We start from the raw sequence: 15,328 nt of genomic DNA on the forward strand, positions 1-15,328 counted from the left end.
CCGGAATTGGTTAACGTGCACCGTGTGACTGCTGAATCCACCTCCCTCGCAAACGGCGCCGTCGCCGCCGGTCTGGCGACCATCGCCGCCGACGGCACCGTCCTCGACACCTGGTTCCCCGCTCCGGAGCTCGCCGCCGGGCCCGGCCCGGCCGGCACCGTCCGGCTGACCGCCGAGCAGGCCGAGGCCGAACTCGGCCCGGGCGCCGTCGACGCACTGCGCAGCGACGCGCGCCGCGGCGTCGAGGTGATCGCGGTGCGCACCACGATCGCCTCGCTGGACGAGAAGCCGATCGACGCGCACGACGCCTACCTGCGACTGCACCTGCTGAGCCACCGCCTGGTCAAGCCGCACGGCCAGAGCCTGGAGGGCGTCTTCGGGCTGCTCGCCAACGTCGCGTGGACCAGCATCGGCCCGGTGCCGGTGGACAACGTCGAGCAGGCGCGCCTCGCGGTCCGCGCCCAGGGCGGCCAGCTGGCCGTCTACGGGATCGACAAGTTCCCCCGGATGACCGACTACGTCGCCCCGTCCGGCGTCCGGATCGCGCACGCGGACCGGGTCCGCCTCGGCGCCCACCTCGCGGTCGGCACCACCGTGATGCACGAGGGCTTCGTCAACTTCAACGCCGGTACCCTGGGCACCTCCATGGTCGAGGGCCGGATCAGCGCGGGTGTCGTGGTCGGCGACCACAGCGACATCGGCGGCGGCGCCTCGATCATGGGGACGCTCTCGGGCGGCGGCAAGCAGACCGTCTCGGTCGGCGAGCGCTGCCTGCTGGGCGCGAACGCGGGCATCGGCATCTCGCTGGGCAACGACTGCGTGGTGGAGGCGGGCCTGTACGTCACCGCCGGCACCCGGGTGGCGCTGCCGGACGGCAAGGTCGCCAAGGCGGTGGAGGTGTCCGGACAGGACAACCTGCTGTTCCGCCGCAACTCGCAGACCGGCGCGGTCGAGGTGATCGCCCGGTCCGGCTCCTGGGGCGGTCTGAACGCGGAGCTGCACGCGCACAACTGACCTCCTTCACTGGTTGTCCGCCGCCGGCCGTGCCGGCGGCCCCGGGCTCCCGACGCCGTCCGCACGGACGGCGTCGGGAGCCCGTCGCGTTGCGCCGGCCGGGCCCGGCCCCGGAGGGCGCAGCCGAACGGGGATCGGGCGTTGCGGATCGGGCCGGCGCCCGTCCGGCGGACGGCCGCCCTAGCCGAGCCGAGTGGCCGCCCGCAAGCCGGGCTCACCCGTGGGACGTACCCGGGCGGGGTGTTGGACCGCATCGGGTGGTCCGAGGTGACCGGCCACCGACAGCGGTCGTTGGGAACGGCGGGGCCCCGCCCCGGTGGCGCCGGCCGGCGCTGCCCCTGCTGCGCGGCGTACGACGGGCAGCACCGACGTCCGTCGCATCACAGCACGCCACCGATCCGAAGAGGTCCCCTCATGTCCGAGCACTGGTCCGAGGCACCCGCCGCACCGCACGACCCGAGCGCCCCGGCCGCCCCCGCCACTCCGAAGAGCCTGCTGGAGCAGATGCAGGAGCTGCTCGCGTCCGTGAACGCCGACCTGGCCGGCATGGGCGCCGCCCTGCAGTCCTCGGGCGCCCGGCCGGCCGCTGCCGCCGAGCACGCCGATCCGGCGGCCGCCTCCGGCTCCGCCGGGGCGCGGTAGCCCCGGGCCCCGGACGGCGGGGACAGCGGGACGACGAGAACCGGCGCGCCTCCACCGGACGCGCCGCCATCGGATGGGCCGCCACCCGCCCGAGCACCGCAGGTCGGCTTGCTCCCCCGGGCCGGGCCCAGGGCGCCGGCCCGTTGGCGGGGCCGGTCGGGGCGGCCCCGGGCCCCGGCCCGCCCGGACGCGGCCGAGCAGACCGTGTCGAGCGGATCCGTGGTGCGGTCCCCGGCCCCCTCGGCCGTCAGGTCGTCCGGCGGTTCAACGGCCCTTCCACCGGCCCTTTCGCCGGACCGTCGGCGGGCTCTCGCGTCGATCCGTTCGCCGAGCGCCGGCTCGCGCCCGCGTCGTGCTCCCGCCCCCGTTCCCCTGTCCTCCTCCCCCGCCGGCTCCGCCCTGCGGACGGCCCGGTGGAGTTCGGCCACCAGGTCCTTGCACTCGGACCCGGCGTCGACCCCGTCGATGCACGTCCAGTAGAGGCTCTCCGCGTCCGCGCCGCAGGCGAGGACGACCAGCGTCTCGGTCGTGTCGTGCAGCAGCCGGGCCAGCTCCTCCAACAGCGGGTCGAGGACCCCCAGGTCGGTCAGGCGGGAGGCCCGGCCGCTGCCGCCGAAGTCCACCGCGGCGGCGCTCTCCGGGGACGGCTCCAGGCAGCTCGCCACCTGGGCACCCGCCTCGGAGAGCAGCTGGCCGAGCGCCGCCACCTCCCCGTCCCCGCGCTCGGCCAGCCGGCTGCCGACGGCCTCGGTGAGCAGGCCGGCCTGCCACGCCTCCAGCAGCACGTCCGGCACGTCCCTGGCCTCGGCCATGGCGTGCCTGGCCGTCTTGATCAGTCGCAGCGCGTCCATGAGTGGCCGCTCCCCTCGCTCGCTCCGTGCCGTCCTGGTCTCCCCGGACGGCGGGTCACGGCGAAAGCTTGCGACGGCCGGGAGATCCGCGCAGCCACCCACTCGAAAGCTGTGGACAACCCCGGGGCTGTGGACAACCACCCGGCCACCGATCAGCCGATCAGTCCATCGGACTTTCGAGGCCCGTCCGGTCGGCCGGGGGCCGGGAAGCGGAGCTCGTTCCGGTCGATCTTGGCCGCCAGCGCCGCCAACGGGTCGACCCCGGTCACCGTGCAGAACTGCAACAGGTAGGCCAGCACGTCGGCGACCTCGTCCCGGACGCGATGCGCGGTGTCCGGGTCGGACATCACCGCCTCCGCCTGGTCCGGCGTCAGCCACTGGAAGATCTCCAGCAGTTCCCCGGCCTCCACGCTCAGCGCGGCGGCCAGGTTCTTCGGCGTGTGGAAGGGCTGCCAGTCGCGCGCGGCGGCGAACCGCGACAGGCGCTGCCGCAGGCCGTCCAGGGAGTGGTCGTCGGGTACTACGCTCGGATCGGTCACCTGCCCAGGTCTACCGCACCCGTGCCGGCCACCGTGACCGCGCCCTCCCCCGGCCGGTCCGCCCCGCCCGGCTGGTCCCCCTCGCCCGCCCCGCGCGCGAACTGGGCCGGCACCCGGGCCGATTCCGGCCGCAGCACGCTGTGGCCGGTAGCCGGGTCCCGGCGGCACTCGACCAGGTCAGGGCCGCCCGGTCCGGCCGCCTCGCCCAGTGCCTCGCGGGCGGCCCCCGGGTCCTGCAGCGCGGCCAGCAGCCGCACGTCCCGGCGTCCGCACACCTCGCGGGCCAGCCGCAGCAGCGAGGCGGTCTGCTCGGCGCCGAGCCCGGCGCCGAGGTCCTCCGCGAGCACGGTCAGCTGCCGGTGCGCCCAGGGCACCTCGGCGGCCGGGTCGACGTCCAGCACGCCGGCGCCGGTGAGCAGGACGGCGGCGAAGGCGAGGTGGCGCAGCATGCCGTCCGAGGCCTGGTCGGCGCCGGTCCGGCCGAGCACTCCCTCGTCGAAGACGGCGAGCACCCGCTCGTCCGTGCCGGTGCCGCGCCGGGCGACGTCGAGGCCGAGCAGCGGGTGCGGGGCGGCGGACTGGACGACCTTGAGCAGGTGCCCGTACCGGCGGGCGCACTCGTTCTTGAGGCGGCCGAGCAGGGCCGAGATGTTGGCCGCCGTGCCGAGCAGCCGGGCCTGCGGGTCGGCCGGGGTCCAGTCGCGCATCAGCGCGGGCACGGGGTGCAGCGGGAAGACCTCGCGCAGGGCGGTGAGCAAGTGCTCGCTCGCGGCCAGCACCTTGCGCTCGCCCGCCGAGGAGCCGGCCACCCGGAGCGGGAGCTGGCTGGTGATCAGGCTGCCGCTGGGGAAGGGCGCCCGGATGTCGCCCTGCCGGGTGTCGTTGTGCCAGGTCACGTTGATCCGGCGGTTGCGGACGTCCTGCTCGCCGGTCTCCACCAGGACCTGCCCGTGGAGCGTCAGCCGCTCCCTGGCGATCCGGACCGGGCCGTCGGTGCGGATCACCACCTCCAGCCGGACGGGGCCGGCGCCGGACCGCACGGTGCAGCCCAGGATGACGGCGTCGCGGCCGTGCGGGACGCAGCCGAGCAGACCGCCGCGCACCGGCGCCGCCAGCGGGCCGGCCGTTGCGGGCATGCCGTCCAGGGAGTCGGTGATCTCCTCGCCGAGGGCCAGCCGGGAGAGCACGGCGAGGGCGTCGAGCGCGTTCGACTTTCCGACTCCGGACGGCCCGTACAGGACGGTGAGCGGGGACAGCCCGAGGGTGGCCCGCCGGTACGACTTGAACGAGGTGAGCCGTAGTTCCTCGACGGTGGGGCGCTCCACGAAGCCGTCGGCGGCCGGGGCGCCGTCGCCGGCGGGCCCGGCCGCGACCCGGCCGGGGTGCGGCAGGGCGGAGCGGTGGGGCGCCACCGGAGGCAGGACGACCGGGGACGGGGCGGGCGGGGCCGCCGGGGGCGGAGGGTCGGCCTGCGGCCGGCCGGCCGGGGGCCCGGTCGGCGCGACGAAGGCGGGCGCCACGAAGGCTGGCGCGACGGACGTGGGCGCGACGGAAGTGGGCTGGACTGCTTCGCGGTTCACCCCGGGACCCTAGCCGCGGCCCCCTCGGCAGAAACGTGCCTGCTCAGGAGATTCATCCCAACGGGTCGGGCCCTGCGGGCCGGGTCAGCGGTACGCGGCCACCGTCACCGAGGCGGTCACCTCGACCGGGTCGGGCAGCGCCGCCAGCCGGGCGTCGAGCTGCGCCCGGTCGGTGTGCCAGGCGCTCGGCCCCATCGCGACGACCGTCCGCACGTCGGCGGCGCAGAGCCGCATCGGGAACTCCACCTCCAGCCGTTCGGCGGGCGCCAGGTAGGGGCCGAGCTTCTCCTCGATCCGGCGCTGCTTGTCCTCGTCCACCGACAGCAGGCCGAGGGCGCCGACGAGTTCGCGCAGGTGCCGGGAGGTGGGGGAGACCAGCAGCAGGGTGCCGCCGGGGCGCAGCGCGCGGCGGATCTCCGGGCCGTTGCGCGGCGCGAAGACGTTGAGGACCAGTCCGGCCGAAGCCTCCCGCAGGGGCAGCGGGCGCCAGGCGTCGCAGACCACCGCGCCGATCCGGGGGTGGGCGCGGGCGGCCCGGCGGAGCGCGAACTTGGAGATGTCGAGGGCGGCGCCGGGGTTGGCGGGCAAGGCGTCCAGGACGTGGGAGAGGTAGTAGCCGGTACCCGCGCCCAGGTCGGCGACCAGCCCCTCGGGGGACGCCGCGACGGCGGCCTCGGCGAGCGCGTCGGCGATCGGCCGGTAGTGGCCGGCGGCGAGGAAGTCGGTACGGGCGGACACCATGTCGGCGGTGTCCCCGGTGCCGGTGTGGGCGTCGCCGGCCAGCAGGCTGACGTAGCCCTGTTTGGCGAGGTCGAAGCTGTGCCCGGCCGGGCAGCGCAGCGTGCGCCCGCCGAGGGCCAGCCCCTGTCCGCAGTGCGGGCAGGCCAGGTAGCGCTCGATGTCCTGCAGCAAGGTCCGTCTTCTCCCGCGCGTCAGCCGTCGGCCGAGGGTTCCGGCCGGCCGAGGGCTCAAGCCTAACGACTGCCCGCGGGCGTCCCGCTCACCCGGGCTACGCGTCCACCTGGGCCGGGGCTCCGGCGCGCGGCTGCCCGGGCAGTACCGACGGCGCGGACGGCGCAGGGCCGGCCGAGCTCCTGGTCGCGGCACCCGCGGCGGCCCGCAGGGCGAGTGCCGCGAGCGCCTCGGGGGCGCCGGCCTGGCCGCGGATCCCGGGGAAGGCGTTGACGTCGACGATCAGCGGTTCGCCGGCGCCGTCGAGCAGGTCCACCCCGTACACGTCGAGGCCGAAGACCTCCCCGACCCGGCGGACCAGGTCGAGCCGGTCGGCGGGCAGGTCCGCGGCGGTGAGCGGCCGGGCCGGCCCACGGTCGGCGGCGGCCAGCTCGGAGCGGCGGCGGGCGGCGAAGACCTGTCCGGCGATCACCCAGAGCTTCTGGTCCCAGCCGTCGTTGGGGGTGAAGGGCTGGACGACGACGGGTTCGTCCGGCCGGTCCCGGGCGAGCTGCTCCAGCCGGGCCACGTCCTCGGCCTTGGCGACCAGGTCGTGGCGGCGGCTGTGCCTGCTCTTCACCACCAGCGGGAAGTCGGCCGCGGTGAGGCCGCCGGGGCCGGTGAGTTCGCCGATCGAGCCGGCGGTGCGGGTCGCCGCGAAGGGCAGGCCGGCGGCCTGCGCCAGCTCGGCCATCCTGGTGCGGTCCTGGCAGAGTTCGGTGGCCGCCGCCGAGTTGACCACGGGGGCGCCGAGGGCCTCCAGCCGGCGGGCCAGCGCGAGCGCCCGGGGTGTCCGCGCCTTCAGCAGGTAGACGTCGGCGAGCGGGGCACAGTCCGGCCGGGCCGGGTCGGCGGTGCCGGGGTCGAGCGGCTCGACCTGGTGCCGGGGCGTCAGCAGCGCGGTGGTGGCCGCCAGCAGCGGGTGGCCGGGCTCCGGGGTGAGCAGGCAGATCCTCATGCTCCGCCGACCGGCGCCGCGGCCTGGGCGGCCACCCCCGTGCGCGACGACGCGCCGGGGTGCGCGCCGGGGTGCGTGCCCGTGTGCGCTGTTGCCCCCGCCACGGTCGCGGTGACGTCCTCGGGGTGCGCCGACGGCTCGGCCGGGGCCGAGAGCTGCGCGGGCAGGCCGGTCGGCAGGTCCACGCCGTTCCCGCCGGCCAGTTGCAGGACGGCCCGGGCGACCCGGGACACCGCGTCCGGCACCTGCCGGAAGCTCGGGAAGTCGTTGATGTCGACCACCATCGGCCCGTCCGGCCCGAGCAGCACGTCGACGCCGTAGAGGTCGAGACCGAAGACGGTGCCGACCTCGGCGACTATCCGCTCCACCTCGCGGCCGAGCGGCACCTGGCGCTCCCGGACGGGCCGGCCGGGGTGCAGCGGCGATGACCGCTCGGTCGCGTACAGCTCGCCGCCGACGCAGTAGACCTTGAGGTCGGTGCCGGAATTGGGGACGTACGGCTGGGCGATCAGCAGGCCTTCGCCGGCCAGCTCGGGCCCGAGTTCGGCCAGGTGGCCGGGGGTCGGGACGAAGCGCACCGCCCGGCCGGAGCTGCCGTCCGCGGGCTTGACCACCAGCGGGAACTCGGACTCCGGGATCTCCGCCAGGCGCTCCCAGCGGGCGGCCGCGTACGTCACCGGGACGGGCAGGCCGCTGTTGCGGGCGATCACCGAGGCCAGCGCCTTGTCCCGGACTCCGCGGATCGAGCGGGCGTCGTTCACCGTGGTGAGGCCGACGGCCGCGGCTGCTTCCAGCAGGGTGAGTCCGGGCCCGCCGGAGACCGTCTTGAGCACCCAGGCGTCGTGGCTGCCCGCGCGGACCGCCTCGGAGACCGCGAGCAGCGAGTTCCCGGGACGCAGCACATCCACCTGGTGACCCCAGGCGGTCAGCCGGCGGACGACGTCCAGCGGCATGCCGTCGTGGCGGTAGTGCTCCTCCACCAGGAAGCAGAGTCTCATCGGTGTTCCCCGTTTTCCCCACCCGAACGTCCGCCGATCCGGTCCGGCAGAGTTGGTGACGCCCCAGGATGCCACGCGTCGTCAACGCAAGATCGCCCGGACTGTAAGCATTCGGCAACAGTAGGCCCGAAATGCCCGGGCCGACCAGGTCGCGCCGGCCCGGCGGCGCGGACCCGAAACCGGTGGCAGGACCAGGACAAGCGCTGCTTGGATGCTCGCTGTGACTTCACTGAACCCCGAACAGCAGCAGCTCGACCCGCGGAGCCGCCACCAGCAGGCCCTGCTCGCCGAGCTGGACGAGTTCTACGACGCGGTGCCGCGCAAGGGCGCCCGCGCCGAGGACTTCGGCCCGCTCACCCTCTTCGTCCGCGAGGGCGAGGGCTGGCCGTTCTACGCCCGGCCCACCCTGGGCTGGACCGGCGCCCCCGCCACCGCGGAGGACGTCCGGCGGGTGCTCGCCCGGCAGCGCGAACTCGGGCTGCCGGAGAGCTTCGAGTGGGTGGCCGAGCACACCCCGGGCCTGCGGGCCGCGATCGAGCAGGCCGGACTGGCCGTCCACGAGCACCCCCTGCTGGTGCTGCCCGAGGGGCAGGACGACGGGCTGGCGCCCGACCCGCTGCCCGACGGCGTCCGGGCCCGCGTCCTCGGCGCCGACGACCCCGCGCTCGCCAGCGCCGTCGCCGCCCCCAACCTGGCTTTCGCCGACCCCGGCACGGCGCTCGGGAAGGCCGGGCCCGCCGAGCTGGCCGAGGCCGCCCTGCAGGCCGTCGCCGAGGGCGCGGTGGAGCGGGCGGCGGCCCGGATCGGGGCGGGAGTGGCCGCCGTGGCGGCGGTCGTCGAGAACGGTTCGGCACTGTGCTCGGGCCAGTACCAGCGGGTCGGCCCGGTCTGCGAGATCGTCGGGGTCGGCACCCTGCCGTCGGCGCGCCGGCGCGGGCTCGCACTCGCCGTCACCTCGGCGCTGGTGGCGGACGCCCGGGCGCGCGGCGTCCGGACGGTCTTCCTCTCGGCCGCCGACGAGGACGTGGCGCGGATCTACCGCCGGGCCGGGTTCCGGAACACCGCGACCGCGCTGATCGCCGAGCCGGCGTCCTGAGCCCCCGGGCGGGCGGCCGGTCGGACCGGCCCGCCGTCCGCCGCGGGCGGCCCGGGCGACCGCCCGGGCCGGGCGGCTCCCCCGGCGCGGACCGGCTCCGGCGTTCAGTCGGAGTCCTCGTCGTCCTCGCCGCTGACCTCTTCCTCCTCGGCCTCGTCCACCACCCACGCGGCCAGCCGCTCGGACACCCCGGAGACGCCGATCTTGCCCTCCCGGATGGCCCGTGCCAGGCTGCGCACCTCGCGGGCGGTGGTCGCGACGGTGCAACCGCTGGCCACCAGGTAGGCGTAGGCGGCGGCGGTGGCGAAGAGTTCGTTCGTGCGCTCCAGGGCCGGCACCCGGATGAGCTGGTGCATCAGGGCCGCGGCGCGGTCCTGCGGCTCGGGGTAGACGGCGATGTCGAAGATCTCGGCCTGGTGCCGGGCGACCGCGGCCAACAGCGATCCGTAGTCGGTGACCTGGGGGTCACCGGGGGTGTACTGCTCCGCGGTCATGAGCAGCCACGAGAGGTCGATCTCCAGGTTCAACGGCGCACGTCCTGCAGGTCGGCCGGGGAGCGGTCCCCGAACTCGGCCAGGAACGCCGTCTCGTACTCCTTCATGAACTGCGCCGCCGAGTCGACGAAGAGTCGTCCGGCCTCGCCCATGTCCTGCTGCACGAGCCGTTCGATGTACTGGTTCATGCTGATCCCCTGCTGCTCCGCCCGCTCGCGGGCCATCTCCGCGGTGGTCGCGTCCACCCGTACGTTCAGCTGCTTCTTGGCCATGCCTTCAAGCTAGCGCTGAACTGCTAGCACAACAAGGGCGCACGCGCACCGCCCCCGCGCCCTCCCGTCAACACCCGCGCCGTACCCCGCGCCGCTCCTCCCCCGCGACTGCGCCGTCCCCTCCGTCATGCCCCGGATCAGGCCGGGCCACGCCGACCGGTGACCGAAAACCGCCCTGGGGCATCCGCCGCCCGGACAGCAGGGGCGAGCCCGCCCGGCGGAGCGCCGGCCTCCACCACCGCGACCGCACTCCACCACCGCGACCACACTCTGCCCCGGGCCGCCCGGCCCCGGCGGCGCCCGCAGAAGGACTTGAAGAATTCTTCATATTCATAGAATCTGTTGGGCACCGGCAGCGAACCCCATCGGCCGGCGTGGAGGTCGGCGATGACGGCGATGTTCGACGAGGAACTGCGCGAGCAGCTCGCCCGCGCCCGCGAGGAGCTGGCCGCCGCCCGGGCGGCCGCGGACGCCGACGGCGTCCAGGCGTACCTGGGGCGGGTAGCCTCGCTGCTGAGGCTCGCCTCCCAGCACGGGATCGAACTGCCGCACACCGCCGAAGAGGAACAGGGAGAGAGCTGACCATGCCGGTCCCGCTGTACCAGGCGAAGGCGGAGTTCTTCCGCACCCTGGGCCACCCGGCCCGGATCCGGGTGCTGGAACTCCTCCAGGACGGCCCCCGCCCGGTGCGCGAGCTGCTCGCCGCGATCGACATAGAGGCGTCCAGCCTCTCCCAGCAACTCGCCGTCCTGCGGCGGACCCAGCTGGTCACCGCCACCCGCGACGGCAACACCGTGGTCTACGCCCTGAGCACCCCGGACGTGTCGGACCTGCTCCGCGCCGCCCGCACCATCCTCACCGAGATGATCACTGACCAAGGCCTGCTGCTGGACCAGCTCCGCACCGACGCCGACGGCCACGACCACGCCACGAAAGCCGCCCGCCCCGGCAAGGACAGGACCCTGCTCGCATGACCGACCCCACGCCGGACGCCGTGGCCGCAACCGTCGCCGGGGCTCCGCAGGACGCCCGGAACACCGCCCGGAACGACGAGAGGAGCCGTCGCAAGGCGATGACGATCCGCGCCGTGATCTATATCGCCGCGACCCATCTCTGGGCCGGATTCATGATCCTCGTCTTCACCCTCGGCAAGCGCTGAGGCCGGCCGGGCCGGGCCACCGGCTCCCGGCCGGCCGGGAGCCGGTGCGACTCGCACCCACCCGAAGAACCCGGAAGAAAGAACCACCGACCCTCCCTCCCACCGCAGTCCACCCACAAGGGTGCACTGCTTGCGACGCCGGGAGGCGGGCGGCTGGGTTCGCCCCGACAGGCACCGCACCGGACCACCGACGTCCGGACAGCAAGACGGCCCCCGCCGGGACGGCAATCCCGAACGAGGGCCTGACCAAGCGGGAAGTAGCACCTTCCCCATGGCTGGACCGCATTCCAACGCGCTGTCGCGCGCCCGCAGTTGGGCGCCGACCTCCGGCGTGCTGCACATCCGCACCCGGCTCACCGCCAACTTCACCGTCGTCGCCAACGCCCTCGCCCAGCGGCGCGGCAGCGCGGTCACGGTGGGCGTCGCGGTGTACATCCTCTCCCTGCCGGACGGCGCACCCGTCAGCATCGCCGCCCTGCGCGCGCACTTCACCGAGGACGAGACCGTCATCTCGCGGGCACTGCGTGACCTGGAGGCGGCGGGCTTCCTGGAGCGGCGGCGCGAGCGCCTGCCCGACGGCATGATCCGCACCCGGACGTACGCCTACGACCTCCCCGGCCTGGGGCCGTCGACCCCCGGTCCGGCCGAGGCCACCCGGGCGGCCCGCCCTGTTCGCCTGGTCCGCCCGGTCCCACCCGTCCGACCAACCCCCGCCGGACCAGCCGGACCGGGCAGCGGCACCCGCCACGCCACCCTCGACGCCTCCGCCGCCGGCACCCGCAGCGCCGCCCGGCCCCGTACGGGCGCCCGCCCCGGTGCCGCCGGCCGGCGAAGCCGATCCGCTGGCCGTCTCCGTACTCGCCTCGCTGCGCGCCCACGACCCCCGGCTGACGTCTCCCGGCAGGACGTGGCCCGACTCGCCCCCGCCGAAGTCCCCCTCTCCGCACCCACGTTGCCGCCCGGCGGGGCCGTCCCGCCCTGGCAGACCTGCTACGGCGGCTGCGAACGCGCCTTCCGCGCCGCCGAACCGGGCCGTTGCCGCGACTGCTCGGGGGTCGACCCGGAGACAGCCCTGCGCACTCTGCTCGGCACCGCGCTGCTCGGCACCGCGTCCTGACCGGTCCGCCCCCGCCCCGTGGCCCGTGCAGCGTCGCGCCGAGACGCCCCGCGCGCCGGGCAGTCGCCGCACACCCGTGGCAGGCAGGCCTCAAGGCGATATGACGCCGAGGCCGCGCCGGAATACTTGAACAAACCGCGCGAACAAGCCCGTCGATTTCTTCAGTTCTTCGAATTGTCGACGATTTCGGCGATCTCCACGAATTCGATGGACGGCGCCGCACCGTAGAGGCCGGTCACGCGCTCGATCAGCTCCGGGGAGAAGAACTGCTCCGCCTCCTCCTTGGACTCCCAGACGTAGAAGTTGACCGCCTGCTGGTGCTTCTCACTGAAGGTGAAGAACTTGAACCGCACGCCCGGCATGCCTTCGAACATGCCGCGTGCATTCCCGGCGACGTCGACGATCCGTGAGCGGTCGAAGCCGCTGGGATAGGAGAAGGTAACGGTGACACCGATCATGACTGCTCCCCTGTCGACGGGGTAAGATCATCTTTATATTCTACACGGAAGCCGCATTGGTGACCTTGGTGGTAATGACGAATACGCCCACCGGAACCGCCGCCGCCCGGGCGGAGGGACAGGCGTCACCGCTGCTTGGTCAGGCGGGCGAGCACGCCGCCGTCCGCCGCGGAGACGGTGACCGACGGCGTCATGCCGTTCCCGGCGCCGTCGGCGACGAAGGCGCACCAGCCCGGTCCGCCTGCCGGGGCCACCAGCTGTGCCTCGACGCTCCGGCCGCCGAGTTCGACCGTGACCCGGGCCGCCGCCCCCGGCCCCCGGTAGAGGCCCACGGCCGGCGCCGACGGGCCGTCGCCGAGGACGGTCAACGTGATCTCCCCCGGCGGGACCTGGTCGACCTGAGCGGTCCACAAAGTGGCGCCGCCCGCCGGTGCGGAGATCTCCGCACCCCGTACCGTCAGCGTCAACTCCCGCCCGCCACCGATGTCGTACGGCTGGCCGACGGCCCGGACGGCGACGCCGGAGCCCGCAGCCGTCGCGGCCGGCCAGGCCGGGGAGGTGGGCGCCGGGGCGGCCCGGCCCGCGTCACGGGCGCCCGGCCCCAGCAGCAGGCCGGCGGCCCCGCAGAGCGGCACCAGGACGGCACCCGGCTCGCCACCAGCGGCCTGGACGGGACGATCCGCATCCGGGAGGTGAGCACGGGCGCCTGCGCCCTGCGACGACCGCCAGGTGCGCGTCTGGGACCTCACCACGGGTATCTGCACCGCCTCGTTCGCCGGTCACACCCGGCTCGTCACCTCGGTGGCGTTCTCCCCCGACGGAAGCCGGCTCGCCAGCGGCAGCCGGGACGGCACGGCCAGGATCTGGGACCGGGCGACCTGCACCTGCACCGCCGTCCTCTCCGGCCACACCGGCCCGATCGCCTCGGTGGCGATCTCCCCGACGGCAGCCAGCTCGCCACCGCCGGCGACGACGGCACCGCCCGCACCTGGGACACCGGCGACGGTGACGCTGCCACGGTGCTCACGGGGCACAGCGGCCGGGTGGCCTCGGTGGCGATCGCCCCCGACGGATCGTGGCTCGCCGTCACCGGGCAGGACGGGCGGCTGCGGATCCAGGACCGGCGCACCGGCGCCATGGCCGCGCCGGCACCCACACCGGCCAGGTGAAGGCGGTCGCCGTCGCCCCCGACGGCCGCTGGCTCGCCAGCGGCGGCAACGACCGGACTGTGCGGATCTGGGACCGCACGGCCGGCCGGCCGGCCGCGCTGCTGCGGTTCGAAGGGCAGGCGGACGCCTGCGCCTGGACCCCTGACGGCCGTGGACCCGCCGTGGGCGGCGCCCACGGGCCCGGGCTGTACGCGTTCCGCCCGGGCGCCCTCGGCCCCTGGCCGCCCGCCCCGCGAACGCCGACGGGCGGTGGGCGAGTACGTCCGCCCACCGCCCGTCCGTGCCGGGGCGCGTTACGCGACCGGCTCGCCGATCGGCTCCAGGATGGCCACGCACTCGAAGTGGTGGGTCATCGGGAAGAGGTCGAAGGCGCGCAGCGAGACCGGCCGGTAGCCGCCCTCGCGGAAGAACGCGAGGTCCCGGGCGAGCGCGGCGGGGTCACAGGCGACGTACGCGATCCGGCGGGCCTCCAGGCCGACCAGGTGGGCGACCGTCTCGCGGCCGGCGCCGGCCCGCGGCGGGTCGAGGACGATCAGGTCGGTGGCGGTGATCCCGGTCCGCGGGAGCAGGCTCTCGACCTTGTCGCACTCGATCCGGACGTTCTCCAGCGCCGCCAGGTTGTGCCGGGCGTCGACCACGGCCTGCTTGCCGGACTCGATGCCGAGCACCGCGCCCTCCTCGCCGACCCGGTCGGCCAGCGCGCCCGCGAACAGGCCCACGCCGCAGTAGAGGTCCAGCGCGTTCTCCCCGTACTGCGGGTCCAGACCGTCCAGGACGGCGTTCACCAGCGTGTCGGGGGCCTCCGGGTGGATCTGCCAGAAGCCGCCGTTGCTGACCCGCCAGGTGCGGCCCACCGCGACCTCGCGGACGAAGGTGCGGCCGTGCACGCGGTGGAAGCCCTCGTGCTCGTCGATCCGGGAGATCGAGACCGGCTTGTCCAGCTCCACGATCGGCAGCTGGGCGCCGGGCCGCGGGACGAGCACCACCTGGCGGTCCGAGGAGCCGGTGGCGGCGATCGCGTCCACCGAGGCGACCCCCGGCCACTCGCGGGACTCGATGCCCAGCTCGGTGACCCCCGGCGCGGCGATCAGGCAGCGGTCGATCGGCTGCAGGTCGTGCGAGCGGTGCTTGCGCAGCCCGACCTTGCCGGTGGCCGGGTCGACCGCGTACTGGACCCGGCTGCGCCAGGCCGGCACCTCGCCGGCCGGGAGCTTGCCGCCCACCGGCTCGACGCTGCCGTCCCAGCCGGCCTCGACCGGGGTGAGGCCGGCCAGCTTGGCCAGCTGCTCGGTGAGGACCTGCACCTTGAGCTTGCGCTGGCCGCCCGGGGTGACGTGCTGCCAGTCGCAGCCGCCGCACTTGCCGGGGCCGGAGAACGGGCAGGGCGGCGCGATCCGGTCCTTGGCGGGCTCCAGGATCTCCACCGCGTCGGCCCGCAGGAAGCGCGACTTGGTGGTGCCCTCGGTGACCTGGGCGATCACCTTCTCGCCGGGCAGCGCGTGCCGGACGAACAGCACCCGCCCCTCGTGCCGGGCGACGCAGTGGCCGCCGCCGTGCGCGACGGCGCCGACCTCGACCTCGTACCGCTCGCCGACCAGCGGGTCGCCGCCGGGGCCGCGCGGGGCCGGCTCGGCCTTAGGCGCCTTCGGGGTGCGCAGCAGCTTCGGCGCCTTGACGGTCTGCTTGCGCGGGCCGGCGCCGCGGGGCTTGTCCCCCTGCGGGCCGGATCCCTGGCCGGCGCCGGCGGGCCTCGACCCGCCGGCCCTGGGACCGCCGGCCTTCGCACCGGACTGCTTCGCGCCGGCGGCCTTGGCCGCACCGGCACCGCCACGGGCCTGCGCACCGCCGCGAGCGCCCTCGGGGCGGGTCTCGTCGGTGCGCGGCGCCTCGCCCGGCGCCAGCGGCGCGGTCTGCGCGGTGTAGCCGTCGCGGTCGGTCGCCTCGGGGCGGGCGGGCCTGGCGGCCCAGCGCGGACGGGCGACCTGACCGGGCTTGGCGCCCTTGCGGGCCTGGCCCGACTTGCCGTTGGA

18 protein-coding genes and 1 pseudogene are annotated in these 15,328 nt (G+C 75.4%); 8 read left to right on the forward strand and 11 right to left on the reverse strand.

Translation table 11 applies throughout. The features are described 5' to 3' along the window. Positions 1-24: 24 nt before the first annotated feature. Positions 25-1,014 carry a 2,3,4,5-tetrahydropyridine-2,6-dicarboxylate N-succinyltransferase gene (gene dapD, locus J2S46_RS14340; protein WP_229912551.1) on the forward strand — a complete coding sequence of 330 codons (990 nt, stop codon included), beginning with the start codon at positions 25-27 and terminating at the stop codon, positions 1,012-1,014. A 380-nt stretch (positions 1,015-1,394) separates the two neighbouring features. Here the strand turns inward: dapD and J2S46_RS14345 are convergent, their stop codons facing one another. The 6 genes from J2S46_RS14345 to J2S46_RS14370 all read right to left on the reverse strand — a co-directional run bounded on the left by J2S46_RS14345 (position 1,395) and on the right by J2S46_RS14370 (position 7,533). Continuing rightward, the gene (locus J2S46_RS14345; RefSeq protein WP_191289305.1) at positions 1,395-2,507 is read right to left on the reverse strand and encodes a DUF6099 family protein; all 1,113 of its coding nucleotides are present in this window, start codon (positions 2,505-2,507) and stop codon (positions 1,395-1,397) included. 152 nt (positions 2,508-2,659) lie between these two features. After that, the gene (locus tag J2S46_RS14350) at positions 2,660-3,046 is read right to left on the reverse strand and encodes a nucleotide pyrophosphohydrolase (RefSeq protein ID WP_229912553.1); all 387 of its coding nucleotides are present in this window, start codon (positions 3,044-3,046) and stop codon (positions 2,660-2,662) included. Continuing rightward, on the reverse strand, positions 3,043-4,626 hold the full coding sequence (locus tag J2S46_RS14355) for an AAA family ATPase (protein WP_191289306.1): 1,584 nt from the start codon (positions 4,624-4,626) through the stop codon (positions 3,043-3,045). Before J2S46_RS14355 ends, J2S46_RS14350 begins: the two co-directional genes overlap by 4 nt. 84 nt (positions 4,627-4,710) lie before the next feature. Continuing rightward, positions 4,711-5,538 carry a putative RNA methyltransferase gene (locus tag J2S46_RS14360; RefSeq protein WP_191289307.1) on the reverse strand — a complete coding sequence of 276 codons (828 nt, stop codon included), beginning with the start codon at positions 5,536-5,538 and terminating at the stop codon, positions 4,711-4,713. A 97-nt stretch (positions 5,539-5,635) separates the two neighbouring features. After that, the gene (locus J2S46_RS14365) at positions 5,636-6,535 is read right to left on the reverse strand and encodes an ATP-grasp domain-containing protein (RefSeq protein ID WP_191289308.1); all 900 of its coding nucleotides are present in this window, start codon (positions 6,533-6,535) and stop codon (positions 5,636-5,638) included. Beyond that, positions 6,532-7,533, reverse strand: coding sequence for an ATP-grasp domain-containing protein (locus tag J2S46_RS14370; protein WP_191289309.1), 1,002 nt, complete (start codon positions 7,531-7,533; stop codon positions 6,532-6,534). Before J2S46_RS14370 ends, J2S46_RS14365 begins: the two co-directional genes overlap by 4 nt. A gap of 220 nt (positions 7,534-7,753) precedes the next feature. On the opposite strand from J2S46_RS14370, the gene J2S46_RS14375 reads away from it, so the two are divergent. Further along, a complete protein-coding gene (locus J2S46_RS14375; protein ID WP_229912562.1) occupies positions 7,754-8,629 on the forward strand; it encodes a GNAT family N-acetyltransferase in 876 nt (291 codons plus the stop codon). A gap of 104 nt (positions 8,630-8,733) precedes the next feature. Here J2S46_RS14375 and J2S46_RS14380 read toward each other — a convergent pair whose 3' ends face one another. Both J2S46_RS14380 and J2S46_RS14385 read right to left on the reverse strand, forming a co-directional pair. Next, positions 8,734-9,156, reverse strand: coding sequence for a fic family toxin-antitoxin system, toxin component (locus tag J2S46_RS14380; protein ID WP_073927858.1), 423 nt, complete (start codon positions 9,154-9,156; stop codon positions 8,734-8,736). After that, positions 9,153-9,395, reverse strand: coding sequence for a toxin-antitoxin system HicB family antitoxin (locus J2S46_RS14385; protein WP_073927859.1), 243 nt, complete (start codon positions 9,393-9,395; stop codon positions 9,153-9,155). Before J2S46_RS14385 ends, J2S46_RS14380 begins: the two co-directional genes overlap by 4 nt. Positions 9,396-9,782: 387 nt before the next feature. Here J2S46_RS14385 and J2S46_RS14390 point away from each other — a divergent pair, with 387 nt between their 5' ends. The 4 genes from J2S46_RS14390 (at position 9,783) to J2S46_RS14405 (ending at position 11,671) form a co-directional block, all read left to right on the forward strand. After that, entirely contained in the window at positions 9,783-9,977 is a 195-nt protein-coding gene (locus tag J2S46_RS14390; RefSeq protein WP_191289311.1) for a hypothetical protein, read from the forward strand. Positions 9,978-9,979: 2 nt separating this feature from the next. Then, a complete protein-coding gene (locus J2S46_RS14395) occupies positions 9,980-10,369 on the forward strand; it encodes an ArsR/SmtB family transcription factor (protein WP_191289312.1) in 390 nt (129 codons plus the stop codon). Beyond that, positions 10,366-10,554, forward strand: a complete 189-nt coding sequence (locus tag J2S46_RS14400; protein WP_191289313.1) for a DUF6126 family protein — start codon at positions 10,366-10,368, stop codon at positions 10,552-10,554. The genes J2S46_RS14395 and J2S46_RS14400 overlap by 4 nt, the downstream gene beginning before the upstream one ends. Positions 10,555-10,825: 271 nt before the next feature. Beyond that, positions 10,826-11,671, forward strand: coding sequence for a hypothetical protein (locus tag J2S46_RS14405; RefSeq protein ID WP_191289314.1), 846 nt, complete (start codon positions 10,826-10,828; stop codon positions 11,669-11,671). 161 nt (positions 11,672-11,832) lie between these two features. Here J2S46_RS14405 and J2S46_RS14410 read toward each other — a convergent pair whose 3' ends face one another. Together J2S46_RS14410 and J2S46_RS14415 are read right to left on the reverse strand one after the other, a co-directional pair. After that, entirely contained in the window at positions 11,833-12,129 is a 297-nt protein-coding gene (locus tag J2S46_RS14410; protein ID WP_191289315.1) for a hypothetical protein, read from the reverse strand. A 125-nt stretch (positions 12,130-12,254) separates the two neighbouring features. Beyond that, positions 12,255-12,764, reverse strand: coding sequence for a hypothetical protein (locus J2S46_RS14415; protein ID WP_191289316.1), 510 nt, complete (start codon positions 12,762-12,764; stop codon positions 12,255-12,257). Positions 12,765-13,013: 249 nt separating this feature from the next. Between J2S46_RS14415 and J2S46_RS40845 the strand changes: the two are divergent. Further along, positions 13,014-13,100 (forward strand): annotated as a pseudogene (locus tag J2S46_RS40845) (hypothetical protein); the annotation flags it as partial. Positions 13,101-13,148: 48 nt separating this feature from the next. Beyond that, positions 13,149-13,298: a WD40 repeat domain-containing protein gene (locus tag J2S46_RS14425; protein WP_229912566.1), complete on the forward strand. Its 150-nt coding sequence runs from the start codon at positions 13,149-13,151 to the stop codon at positions 13,296-13,298. A 293-nt stretch (positions 13,299-13,591) separates the two neighbouring features. Here J2S46_RS14425 and J2S46_RS14430 read toward each other — a convergent pair whose 3' ends face one another. Further along, on the reverse strand, positions 13,592-14,956 hold the full coding sequence (locus J2S46_RS14430; protein WP_073927945.1) for a class I SAM-dependent RNA methyltransferase: 1,365 nt from the start codon (positions 14,954-14,956) through the stop codon (positions 13,592-13,594). Between the last annotated feature and the right edge of the window lie 372 nt (positions 14,957-15,328).

Origin of the sequence: Kitasatospora herbaricolor (assembly GCF_030813695.1) — a bacterium.
GTDB classification, from domain to species: Bacteria; Actinomycetota; Actinomycetes; order Streptomycetales; family Streptomycetaceae; genus Kitasatospora; species Kitasatospora herbaricolor.

What these genes read in the sequence shown, in the direction of transcription:
- J2S46_RS14345 (WP_191289305.1), bottom strand. Translation starts at nt 2,507, where the DNA reads ATGGACGCGCTGCGACTGATCAAGACGGCCAGGCACGCCATGGCCGAG.
- J2S46_RS14365 (WP_191289308.1), bottom strand. Translation starts at nt 6,535, where the DNA reads ATGAGGATCTGCCTGCTCACCCCGGAGCCCGGCCACCCGCTGCTGGCG.
- J2S46_RS14370 (WP_191289309.1), bottom strand. Translation starts at nt 7,533, where the DNA reads ATGAGACTCTGCTTCCTGGTGGAGGAGCACTACCGCCACGACGGCATG.
- J2S46_RS14385 (WP_073927859.1), bottom strand. Translation starts at nt 9,395, where the DNA reads ATGGCCAAGAAGCAGCTGAACGTACGGGTGGACGCGACCACCGCGGAG.
- J2S46_RS14390 (WP_191289311.1), top strand. Translation starts at nt 9,783, where the DNA reads ATGACGGCGATGTTCGACGAGGAACTGCGCGAGCAGCTCGCCCGCGCC.
- J2S46_RS14395 (WP_191289312.1), top strand. Translation starts at nt 9,980, where the DNA reads ATGCCGGTCCCGCTGTACCAGGCGAAGGCGGAGTTCTTCCGCACCCTG.
- J2S46_RS14400 (WP_191289313.1), top strand. Translation starts at nt 10,366, where the DNA reads ATGACCGACCCCACGCCGGACGCCGTGGCCGCAACCGTCGCCGGGGCT.
- J2S46_RS14405 (WP_191289314.1), top strand. Translation starts at nt 10,826, where the DNA reads ATGGCTGGACCGCATTCCAACGCGCTGTCGCGCGCCCGCAGTTGGGCG.
- J2S46_RS14410 (WP_191289315.1), bottom strand. Translation starts at nt 12,129, where the DNA reads ATGATCGGTGTCACCGTTACCTTCTCCTATCCCAGCGGCTTCGACCGC.